Here is an 11,685-nt window from a genome sequence, read left to right as displayed (position 1 = left end):
AGCACGCCGCCAGCGTTCGTCCTGAGCCAGGATCAAACTCTCCAACAAAAAAGAGAAAAACCCCAACCAAAAACCAAAAAAACAAACGTCAAAAGACACACACTATCAAGTTCACAAACAACACCCCGAAATCTCGGGAAATGTCTCCGATATCTTCTTCAGTAGAAGAACCGGCGAGGAATCAGTTTACCAGAGTTTTCCAACCCTGTCTAGTTCAAGTTTGTGGCTTCCGCCACCCTTCTTCTTTAGTTTTGATTCCGACCTCGCGGCCGAAGACAACATTACGGCACAGCGCATCCGCTCTGCAACCTGCGAGAACGTGAGCCGCCCCACGTGGCCCAGGTCTCATGATTGAGAATATAAAGCCGCGAGATTTTTCTTGCCTTTTTTGACGATCACAAGGTCGCCTGGAAGTAGATCGTCCACAGTAAGGACAGCCTCTGGGTCATTTGCCTTCTGATTATTGACAGAAATACCATTCCCAACAATTGTCCGCCGCGCTGCATTGTTTCCCTTTTCTAGATTTAGCGCGACAACCGCTTCCAATAGAGTAGTTTTTCCGGGAACAAAAGACGCTGAAGGAAGCTGCTCAACTGCAGAGCGTAACGTTTGACCATCGACTTGGCCCAAATCACCACTTCCCCACAGTGCATCGGTGGCTGCCAGTACCTGATTCAACGCATCTGCACCGTGCACGAATCTAGTGACTTCGGAAGCCAACATTTTTTGCGCTTGTCGCTTATGTGGCTCGCCCATCACCTGTTGCTCAAGACCTGCTATTTCCTCACGAGAGAGGAACGTGTAGATCTTTAGTAGACGGATTACGTCCTCATCGGCAGTCTGTAACCAGAATTGGTAGAACGCGTAGGGGCTCATGAGCTCAGGCGACAGCCAAATCGCTCCGCCTTCAGTCTTGCCGAACTTGGTCCCATCCGACTTGGTGATGATAGGTGTCGTCAGCACATGGACAGACTCGCCTTCGACTTTGTGGATGAGATCCATCCCGCCTACTAAGTTGCCCCATTGGTCATTGCCACCCGTTTCTAGCGTGCAACCATAGCGTCTAAACAGCTCTAGAAAGTCATACCCTTGAAGAATCTGGTAACTAAACTCTGTGAAAGAAAGTCCTTCGTCAGACTTGAGGCGACGGGCAACAATATCTTTATTGAGCATCGTGCCCATTCGGAAATACTTGCCAACATCTCTAAGTAGTTCTATTGCACTCATCTGGCCAATCCAGTCAAGGTTATTCACCATGACAGCTGCATTGGGCCCTCCAAAATCGAGGAACCGCTCGAGTTGAGAACGCAGGCTTGCTGCCCATTGCTCCACGATCTGGGTTGATTGCAGCTGCCGTTCACCGGAAGCACGAGGGTCACCAATGAGCCCAGTTGCACCGCCTACCAAGGCTAGTGGGCGATGACCTGCATTTTGGAGATGCTTCATAAGTATCACTGGGACGAGGTGCCCGTGATGTAAGGAAGGTCCTGTTGGGTCGAATCCGCAATAGAAGGTGACCGACCCCTCGTCTAAAGCATCACTCAATGCCTGCAGGTCAGTATGTTGCGCGATAAGCCCGCGCCATTGCAACTCTTCTAGTACGTCATTCACTGTTTTACCTCCGCCACTAGTTTAGGACCCATTGGGAGAATTCTTCGACAACGCTGCGTGCGCGATCCAGTTGCTCAGCCACGCGAGCCGGCGCTGTCCCCCCACGTCCATCACGAGCTGCCACAGAACCCTGAATTGTCAGTACCTTCCGCACCTCAGGTTCGAGGTATTCGGAGATTTCTTTGAACTGTCTATCTGTTAGGTCACTCAGCTCAATCCCCTGACGCTCACAGACCTGAACACATGCCCCTGAAATCTCATGAGCATCACGGAAAGGAACGCCTCTTTTCACGAGCCATTCTGCGATGTCAGTCGCCAATGAAAAACCTTGAGGTGCAAGTTGCTCCATACGAGGTAGATTCAGTTTCATGGTGGCAACCATTCCCGTAACGGCTGGAAGCAAAATGTCTAGAGTGTCTATCTGGTCGAACACAGGTTCCTTGTCTTCTTGGAGGTCGCGATTGTATGCGAGTGGAAGCCCCTTGAGCGTAGCGAGTAGCCCCGTCAAGTCACCTATCATTCTGCCGGCTTTGCCCCGCGCTAACTCTGCCACATCAGGGTTCTTCTTTTGCGGCATAATCGAAGAACCCGTTGAGAAGGAATCATCTAACTGAACATAATCAAATTCCTTCGTGTTCCAGATGACAATTTCCTCACAAAGTCGGGAAAGGTCCACCCCAATCATCGCCATAATGAAGGAGAACTCTGCAACAATATCTCTGGAGGATGTTCCGTCGATAGAATTTTCTACCGAATCGGAAAATCCTAAGTCGTTAGCAACTTTTTGAGGATCGAGCCCCAATGTGTTGCCCGCCAACGCGCCTGACCCATAGGCTGAGATGCTAGCTCGTTTGTCCCAGTCACGTAGTCTATCTAGGTCGCGTAACAACGGCCATACATGCGCAGCGAGCTGGTGAGCTACCAATACAGGCTGTGCATGTTGCATATGTGTACGCCCGGGCATGATCGAAGTCCCCGCCGAATGCGCCTGCGACAATAATGCCTCGCACAGATTGAGCACTAACCTACAGATGTGCCGAGACTCACGTCGCAGGTATCGACGAATGAGCGTTGCGATTTGGTCATTGCGTGAACGCCCTGCACGCAGACGCCCCCCCAGCTCAGGTCCGACGATTTCAAGAAGCCCGCGCTCCAAGGCGGTATGCACATCTTCATCAGAGTCACTGGGACGGAACTGGCCCGACTGGACCTGCCGTTCGAGTTCTTCTAGCCCATCAACCAGTCCTTTGAACTGTGCGTCATCGAGGAGCCCCACATCATGAAGGACTGTCGCATGAGCCTTCGACCCGGCAATATCATCGGAAGCTAGACGCCAATCAAAATGGGTTGAGACGCTAAGCGCTGCCAATGCTTGAGCAGGACCACCCTGAAAACGGCCTCCCCAGAGACTAAGCTGTTCATTACTCATTCCTCCATCATGCCAGGAGTGACTAAGCTAGGGTCGAATCCGACAACGATTGGAAAGCTGACGTGAACAACTCTTTTCACCCCACTATCGAATCCGAAATCGGAAGACTCCAACGAGTAATTGTCCATCGCCCAGGGCCCGAAATTAACCGTCTCACTCCTCGCAACCACGACGAACTCTTGTTTGACGACCTTCTGGATCTATCGATAGCCCAAGAGGAACACGACTATTTTGTGGACGCAATGACCCAGTGTGGTGTCGAGGTTCTCCATTTCAAGTACCTCCTGCGCCAAACTCTCGAAATCCCCGAGGCGCGCAATCACATCCTTGAAAATACGATCAATCGTCTCCGACTGGGTCCCATGCTAGCCCCGGCGATTGACGAGTGGGCTCGAGGACTCACTTCGGACGAACTAGCTTCTTTGTGCGTTGAAGGAATCACTCGAGCTGAATGGCAAGAGCACTCACCCACGCCATCACTCGTCGCTCAGACCTTAGAGCCTCATGACTTTCTCATCTCACCGCTTCCCAACCATCTTTTTGCAAGAGATTCGTCGGTATGGCTATATGGAGGGGTAGCCGTCAATTCCATGAAATGGCCGGCTCGACGCCGTGAATCATTGCATTATTCCTCCATTTATTCATGGCATCCTCTATTCTCTGAAGCACAGTTTTCCAGGTGGACTAATGGAACGTCTGGGGCTGAGCGCTCAGTTGAAGGTGGCGATATTCTAGTGATCGGAAACGGTCTCATAGTCGTCGGTATGTCTGAACGCACCACTGCGCAGGGAGTGGAACGCCTTGCATCGCGAGTGTTTGCCGCCGGACAAGTTGATCGGGTTCTGGCCGTAATGTTGCCTCACCGACGCGAATACATGCATCTCGACACGGTACTCACCCAAGTTGATCACGATGCTTTCGTGATCTATCCGGAGATACTCGATGCTCCAACCGTAACTTTGCAGCGCAGCGATGAGAGTATGCGCATCTGTCATCAAGACCGGTTACTTGTTCCCGCTCTGCAGTCTGAAATGGGGCGCTCACTTCGCTTCATCTATCCCGATGCGAATTCTGGAGCACTAGCCAGGGAGCAGTGGAATGATGGGTTCAATATGTTGGCTCTTGAACCTGGAAAAGTAATCGCATACTCCCGAACGCCGCTTGCTAACGCGGCTATGAGGGATGCTGGCGTTGAGGTCATCGAGATTGATGGCTCTGAATTGGGCAGAGGACGCGGGGCAGCTAGATGCATGACGTGTCCTGTATTGCGGAATTCCCTTTAGTTACGCATTACAGAGTTATAAATCTGAACCAAGGCTGATATCGCAACAGGTCTTCGGGACTATTCACAGGGGTTTTTGGGCCAACTTGATTGGAAGCATTACCACCTCGCTGGAACTAACAACTCCGAAGGCAGCGGTACCCACAATTCGCGTTTTGGTGCATGCACCGCGATATCATTAGCCGCTAGAAACTGGGCGATATCTCTTGCAGTCTTCAAAATGGACTTCACCATGGGCCATGTCACACGAAAAACTTTCCATCCAGCATTAGTGAGATACCGTTGGCGTTCGGTGAAACTGAGTTGAGATTCTGAGTCACGCGACTTCGTCGTTCCATCGAATTCAAAACAACACTTCTTTTCTGGGATTGCTGCGTCAAGGAAGAACCGGCGATTTCCGAAAGAAACTGGAAACTGAGTTATGACCGCGGTGATATCGGTGATTGCTGCAAGTATCCATCGCACGGCCGCCTCGCCAGGTCCAACCACTCCCGGGTCCGCAACCTCAACAATTGCCAGTAACCGCGCTCGATATCTCACCAGTTCATCAGCAAATATCTTGAATAGTTGTCTTGTTTCTTCGGCCAGTGGGCGCGACAACGCTTGGTTGAAGTTCGTAAAGTTCGAGTGCTTCGCCATAAGAGCACTCATGGCGGTGAGTGCTTGCGCCGGATGCCCTCTGCGAACGATGTCAACGACGGCTTCGATCGGGTCAACAGTCAGGATATGTGATACAGACATATTTGTGCTTCCACAACGTCTACCGTCAAGAGTCGTGCATGTGACTGCTGGTACCTCAAAATCAGCGAAAGACACTTTTTCTAGTTCTGTTGACGTCTGCACACGTCTACCATCCGAGCGCCATGCAATAATTTCCGGGGCTCCAAGCCAAGTCGGATAACCGTGCGCAATTAACGCGGCCTCACCAGTAAAGACGGGTTCCCACTGAGCTTGTCGCCGGGTCAGCGTCACCGCGATTTGCCGAGCAACTGTCGCCAGGCGATTGTATTCCCAGAACGTTTCTGCCTCGCACTCAAGCCTGTCCAGGTATACACCACGCTTTATCCGGACCCAGTCTCCTCCTGCGGGCGCATCCTCACGCTTGCCAACAAAAATTCCTCGTACATACTCATCCATATATGCACTGTGGCAGAGTCTCGGTAGCCCCACATATATACACTGCCGCTCATGTGGAAAAGCTGCTTCCCGCTGCCATGTGGAAAAGCAGCGGAAAACGGCTAGCAGGAAACCCCTGGGATTATTTCCAAAAACCTGTTGAAATATCAACCTTGGTTCAGATTTATAACTCTGTAATGCGTCAGAGACCGCGACCGAAACGCTCATCACGAGCAGCAGACATCTTGGCCGGTAGACCATAGATTTCAATAAAGCCTCGTGAGTGCGACTGATCGAAAGTATCACCCGTCTCATAGGTCGCTAAGTTGAAATCATACAATCCCGAGTCTGTCTTACGACCTGTGACGACCGCGCGCCCACCGTGAAGAGTCATCCGGATAGTGCCATTGACGTAGTACTGAGTGTCATCAACAAATGCATCCAACGACTTCTTGAGAGGAGAAAACCACTGGCCATCGTAAACCAGCTCTGCCCAACGCTGATCCACAGTCTTTTTGAACCGAGCCTGCTCGCGCTCAACAGTCACATTCTCCAGCTCTTCGTGGGCGGCAATTAGCGCGATGGCGCCAGGTGCCTCATAGATCTCTCGGGACTTAATTCCGACGAGGCGATCTTCCACGATGTCGATACGCCCGATTCCTTGAGCTCCGGCTCTTCTATTCATCTCCTGAATAATCTGGAGCGGACTCAGTGGACGTCCGTCTATAGCAACAGGCACACCTTGTTTGAACTCAATCTCGACCTCGTCAGGCAAAGGAGGATACGTTGGATCATCAGTGTAGTTGTACACATCCTTGGTTGGGGCATTCCAAATATCCTCAAGGAAGCCCGTTTCGATAGCTCTTCCCCATACATTTTGGTCGATCGAAAAAGGATTATGTTTCGTAGTTTCAATCGGAAGACTGTGTTTATTGGCATACTCAATAGCAACATCGCGGGTGAGAGCTAGGTCGCGAACGGGGGCAATGCAGTTTAGATCTGGACCAATTGAGGTGATGGAAACTTCAAACCGAACTTGGTCATTACCCTTGCCCGTGCATCCGTGAGCAACCGTAGTCGCATCAAATTCTCTAGCTGCTTTGACCAAGTGTTTCGAGATGAGAGGCCGCGATAGGGCTGAAACTAGCGGATAGCGTTTCTGATACATGCCGTTTGCCTTCAAAGCCGGCATACAGTACTCGGTAGCAAATTCCTCACGAGCGTCGGCGACGTAGGCTTCAACAGCTCCGCAGCCCAATGCGCGCTGGCGAATTACTTGCAGGTCTTCGCCCCCCTGACCCACATCGACAGCTACTGCGATAACTTCAGAGCCTGTTTGCTCGCCAATCCATCCAATTGCCACTGACGTGTCCAAGCCACCTGAATACGCCAGTACAACGCGATCTTTGCTCACCTTTGTCTACTTTCTCTTCTCATACACCTAAGGATGACCCATCAGCCAACCTCAAGACTGTTTGCAGCACACGGACTGCATCTTCCCCACTTCTACACGCAACGAAAATCGTATCGTCACCTGCAACTGACCCAACAACACCTTCAAGACGCGCAGCATCAATCGCTGAGGCAAGAAGATTTGCCGCACCCACTGGAGTACGCAAAACCACAATATTTTGGGCGAGGTCACCTGTGACTAAAAGGTCTTGACACCAACGAGCTAACCGCACCCCAGCAGAGTCTGCCATATGAGTGGGCGCACCATCAGAATCCATCACTGAGTAAATGAGGATGCCATCGGAGGTCCGAACTTTTGCGGCCTGTAGTTCAAGGAGGTCGCGCGACAGCGTTGCCTGCGCAGTATCAATACCTCGCGCCGAAAGCTGTTCACGTAGCTGCTCTTGCGATGCAATCTGGTTCGTCGCCAGGATCTCAATGATGGCGGCATGGCGCGCAGCTTTAGTGGCGGGTCCCCCTGCAACTGTGTGATTCATGCGCATCAACCTCTATTATCCGATATGCATAACTATACGGTCGAATGAATAGAAGATAATGGACGTCCAAGATGCGAACTCGTGAGGGTTTAGTTCTTCAATGCCTCAGCGATCGAATCAGCCCATCGCTCGACCTCATCCCAATCACGAAAGTCCCCTTCAACAGCACCCGCGAGACGCGCAATAGAGCGCTCACGTAAGGATAACCTTGTCGGGTCATACCTACCGGCAAAAACTTTCGTATGGTCGAAGACTCCATCCATACTTACCGGACCAATCTTCTTAGGATCTTGTGGGGCACGTTTTGGTACGCCGCTCATGCCAACAGAAAATGCCCACGTAGGCATCTGCCGTAACTGGCCGTGAAATCGAGCCACGAAATCCCTGGCAGCTTCCATCCACTGCCGCATATACACTGCTGAACCAATCACAACGGCATCATATTCAGCAAGTGACTGCACTGACTCTGGAGCAAAGCTGTCAACTGCCAGTCCGCTTCGCCTCAGCCTCGCTGCAATTGCACTTGCAATTTCACTTGCCGATCCATGTTTTGATGCTGCGGTAACTAAGACTTTCATGCCGCCTCCTCCATCAGGCTCGTAGCTCGGCCTTTAGTCGTTTGCCTAGATCGCCGATAATCTTTTGACGCACGGCTGTCACCTCATCGGGAGACAACGTGTGATCCGGTGCCCTTAGTGTAAGCGCGAACGCCAGCGACTTCTTACCAGCAGGCACGGGGGAACCAACATACACGTCGAAAAGCTGAATATTCTCAAGGATTGTGCCAGAGGCCGAGCGTACTACTCGTTCCACGTCAGCGGCAGTGACGTGCGAATCTGTCACGATAGCCAAATCGGTTTTTGCTGGCGGGTAGCTAGAAACCTTCTTCGCCTTCACCTCAGCATTTGGCAATGCCTTGAAAAGCTCCTCTAAATCGATCTCCACCGCGCTACTGCGTGGAAGTAATCCGTATTCTTCAACGACACGCGGATGAAGCTCTCCTGCTCTTCCCAAGACAATAATGTTCTTACCATGGCGTACAAAAAGAGTCGCTGCGCGTCCCGGATGCCATGGAGCTACTTGGTCCGGACCATTCGTTGGCACTGGTACTGGAGGACCGGGAACCTTTGGAGTGTCGGCCGGAAGCCAACTGCGACTCGCCTCCACCTTGACGCCAAGAGCTGAACCTATCTTTTGCCCCAAAGATATTGCGTCCGCCCAATCCCATTGTCTTCCCGGGGTGAGCACATCTGTCGGTCCTAATGAACCCCCTATGACCGCCGCAAAATGCAGAGGCTGGTGCGGAACTCCGTTGTAGAGATCTTGCAACGTCTCATCGTCAGGTCGTCTATCCGCCCCAGGAATGTTGGTGGGAATGATATTGCCCGGCAACGTCACTCGGCCTGATTCATAGATAGCCAAAGCACTTGCGCCGCGAGCGCAGTTGCGTTCGGCAGTCTCCAATAACGTATCCAGGAGAGATGTTCTCAACAAAGGAGCATCTTCAGCTAAAGGATTGCGAAGACGCAATGCATTTCTCCTCACGTCTCCCTCAGCGATGAGCTGTCGGTCATGCGCATTGCCGACAAATGGATACGAAAGAACTTCTGTCAGCCCACGCTGTGCGGCCGTATCAACTACCCTACGTAACGCCCACTGGTCGCGTTTGAGTCCTTGACCAGTACCTACGCGGGGAGCGTTAGTATCGATCTTGTCATACCCATCAATACGGGCTATTTCCTCTACTACATGAGCTGGCCCCACCAGGTCTGGACGCCAACTAGGAGGCTGAATGATGACGTTATCGCCGTCAAAACGAACCTCAGCGCCTATCTCTGTGAGAATCTCAACGATCCGCTCTTTTGTGAAAGATACCCCCGTGAGTCGTTCCGGCTCCGAGAGTTTCATGGAGATGACAGGAAGGGGAACTACGTGGTTGTAGTCGAATACGTGGGGATCTGCTACACCTCCTCCATATTCCACAAGCAAATCAACCACACGCTGTACCGCTGCTTCCGGAAGCAGCGGATCGACACCTCTTTCGAACCGCTTTGATGCCTCAGATGACAGTTTGTGTCTGCGGGAAGTCCTCGCGATGGACACAGCATCAAAATGGGCGGCTTCGATGACCACATCGGTTGTACCCGACGATATCTCAGAGTCAAGGCCTCCCATAGTGCCAGCCAAACCTACGAGTCGAGAGCCTGTCTTTCCTCCAGGTGAGTCGGCAATGACGATATCTTCACCATCCAGTTTTCTTTCTACACCATCGAGCGTAGTGAATAGCTCTCCGGCGCGGGCTCGACGCACAACAAAAGGCTCTGCTACCGACTCCAAAGCATAGGCGTGCAAAGGCTGACCCAGATCCAGCATGACGTAATTCGTCACGTCGACAGGTAAAGAGATCGACCTCATCCCCGCTTGACCTAAGCGTTCAACCATCCACTGCGGAGATTGGGCATCAGGGGCAATACCTCGAACCACACGTGTAACAAACCGGTCACACGCCAAAGGGTCCTCCACTTCTACCGCGAACGCATCATCACTGTGCGTCACCGAGGCTTCAACCACTCCAGGATCAATGAAATGCGCTCCAGTCGAATGCGAGTATTCGCGGGCGATTCCTCGAACAGAAAAACAATACCCACGATCGGGAGTTACATTAATCTCCAGAACTTCCTCACCCAAGCCCAACCGAGGAATCATGTCAGTACCAGGCTCGACTGGTTCATCAAGAACGATAATGCCGCTATGGTCTTCTCCCAAGCCCAATTCGCGCTCTGAGCAAATCATCCCATCAGAAATATGCCCATAGGTTTTCCTCGCAGCTATGGGAAAGGGCCCCGGAAGAACAGCTCCGGGAAGCGCTACGACAACGTAGTCGCCCTCTTCAAAATTGTGAGCACCGCATATGATCCCTCGACTCGGCAGATCAGATTTTTCTTTCCCCTGACCGGGTTCGTCATTGTATGGCCCGACATCGACTCGACAATAGTTCACAGTCTTGCCGTTGGAGTGGGTTTCTTTCACCAATGTGAGTACTCGCCCAGCAACTAGTGGTCCTGTAACTGAGGGAGGATGAATTTCTTCTTCTTCTAACCCAACCGAAACGAGGTCTTGAGCCAGTTCTTCAATGGTTTTGTCTGCAGGAACATTGACATGCTCGCGTAGCCATGACAGAGAAATATATGGCATGTCAGGCTCCTTTCCCGAATAGTCCGAACTGCTGTGAGAACCGCATATCGCCTTCGACGATGTCACGCATATCCGCGATTCCGTGCTGCAGCATTAATGTACGCTCGAGGCCCATGCCAAAGGCGAATCCTGTGTAGACCTCAGGATCAACCCCATTTGCGATAAGAACATTTGGGTTGACCATCCCACAACCGCCCCATTCGATCCATCCGGGGCCTCCCTTTTTCTGTGGGAACCAGAAATCTAGCTCTGCACTCGGTTCAGTGAAAGGAAAGAAGGAAGGGCGCAAGCGGGTCTTTACTTCTGATCCGAAGAGATGGCGGGCCAATCGATCAAGGACTCCCTTGAGATCCGCCATCGTCAGATCAATATCCACCGCAAGGCCTTCTACCTGGTGGAATACAGGAGTATGCGTAGCATCAAGCGCATCCGACCGAAACACTTTTCCAGGGCATGCCATGTAAATAGGTACGCCACGCTCTAGCATGGCACGCGATTGAACCGGAGAGGTATGCGTGCGCATCACTAGGTTTCCAGCCGCTGCACTATCCGCGCCAAAGCTACGGCCGTCAATATAGAAGGTATCTTGCATTTGCCGAGCAGGATGATCTGGGTTGAAGTTCAATGAATCGAAATTAAACCATTCATGCTCAACCTCAGGACCGGTATCGACATCCCACCCGAGGTTGAGGAAAAAATCTTCAATCTGATCCACGAGCGTGGAGAGTGGATGCCGGGCCCCCACCGGGAATCGATCTGAGGGAAGGGTCACATCGACGGCTTCTTGCGCTAAAACCCGCGCTTCATTCTCTGATTCAAGAACCTGTTGCCTCTCGGTAAAGACCGCGTTCAGTCGTTTTCTCGCTGCACCAAGGTTTTGTCCAGCTGCGGCGCGATCGTGAGCGGGAAGATCCTTGATTGAACGATTCGCTAAAGTGAGCGCTGATTTATCACCAAAAATAGCGATCTTTACGGTTTTAAGTTCCTCAAGGCTAGCAGCCTCAACAATGCGAGCTTCAGCAGTATCACACCACTGCTGTATGCCCAGAGCATCTGTGGCGTCAAGTGTCGGCATTACTCCTCCATTTCCGCATACAACCTTA

At 51.8% G+C, this 11,685-nt stretch carries 9 protein-coding genes; 1 reads left to right on the top strand and 8 read right to left on the bottom strand.

Annotation, left to right across the window (positions count from 1 at the left end):
- Positions 1–345: 345 nt before the first annotated feature.
- Both tyrS and argH read right to left on the bottom strand, forming a co-directional pair.
- On the bottom strand, positions 346–1,611 hold the full coding sequence (gene tyrS / locus FYJ24_RS09935; protein WP_318656637.1) for a tyrosine--tRNA ligase: 1,266 nt from the start codon (positions 1,609–1,611) through the stop codon (positions 346–348).
- Between the two features lie 16 nt (positions 1,612–1,627).
- On the bottom strand, positions 1,628–3,040 hold the full coding sequence (gene argH / locus FYJ24_RS09930) for an argininosuccinate lyase (RefSeq protein WP_154545967.1): 1,413 nt from the start codon (positions 3,038–3,040) through the stop codon (positions 1,628–1,630).
- Between the two features lie 62 nt (positions 3,041–3,102).
- Here argH and FYJ24_RS09925 point away from each other — a divergent pair, with 62 nt between their 5' ends.
- Entirely contained in the window at positions 3,103–4,323 is a 1,221-nt protein-coding gene (locus FYJ24_RS09925) for an arginine deiminase (RefSeq protein WP_154545965.1), read from the top strand.
- Between the two features lie 98 nt (positions 4,324–4,421).
- Here FYJ24_RS09925 and FYJ24_RS09920 read toward each other — a convergent pair whose 3' ends face one another.
- From FYJ24_RS09920 to pheS, 6 genes are all read right to left on the bottom strand, one after another.
- On the bottom strand, positions 4,422–5,459 hold the full coding sequence (locus FYJ24_RS09920) for a hypothetical protein (RefSeq protein WP_154545963.1): 1,038 nt from the start codon (positions 5,457–5,459) through the stop codon (positions 4,422–4,424).
- Between the two features lie 181 nt (positions 5,460–5,640).
- On the bottom strand, positions 5,641–6,852 hold the full coding sequence (locus tag FYJ24_RS09915) for an argininosuccinate synthase (protein WP_318656636.1): 1,212 nt from the start codon (positions 6,850–6,852) through the stop codon (positions 5,641–5,643).
- A gap of 19 nt (positions 6,853–6,871) precedes the next feature.
- Positions 6,872–7,387, bottom strand: coding sequence for an arginine repressor (locus FYJ24_RS09910; RefSeq protein WP_318656635.1), 516 nt, complete (start codon positions 7,385–7,387; stop codon positions 6,872–6,874).
- 89 nt (positions 7,388–7,476) lie between these two features.
- Positions 7,477–7,965, bottom strand: coding sequence for a flavodoxin domain-containing protein (locus FYJ24_RS09905; RefSeq protein WP_154545959.1), 489 nt, complete (start codon positions 7,963–7,965; stop codon positions 7,477–7,479).
- Between the two features lie 13 nt (positions 7,966–7,978).
- On the bottom strand, positions 7,979–10,582 hold the full coding sequence (pheT, locus tag FYJ24_RS09900) for a phenylalanine--tRNA ligase subunit beta (RefSeq protein WP_154545957.1): 2,604 nt from the start codon (positions 10,580–10,582) through the stop codon (positions 7,979–7,981).
- 1 nt (position 10,583) lies between these two features.
- Positions 10,584–11,657, bottom strand: coding sequence for a phenylalanine--tRNA ligase subunit alpha (pheS, locus tag FYJ24_RS09895; protein ID WP_154545955.1), 1,074 nt, complete (start codon positions 11,655–11,657; stop codon positions 10,584–10,586).
- Positions 11,658–11,685 lie beyond the last annotated feature (28 nt).

This window comes from Scrofimicrobium canadense (assembly GCF_009696615.1).
GTDB classification, from domain to species: domain Bacteria; phylum Actinomycetota; class Actinomycetes; order Actinomycetales; family Actinomycetaceae; genus Scrofimicrobium; species Scrofimicrobium canadense.
The sequence above is the reverse complement of the archived record's forward strand: the minus strand, read 5'-3'. Positions and strand labels throughout refer to the sequence as shown.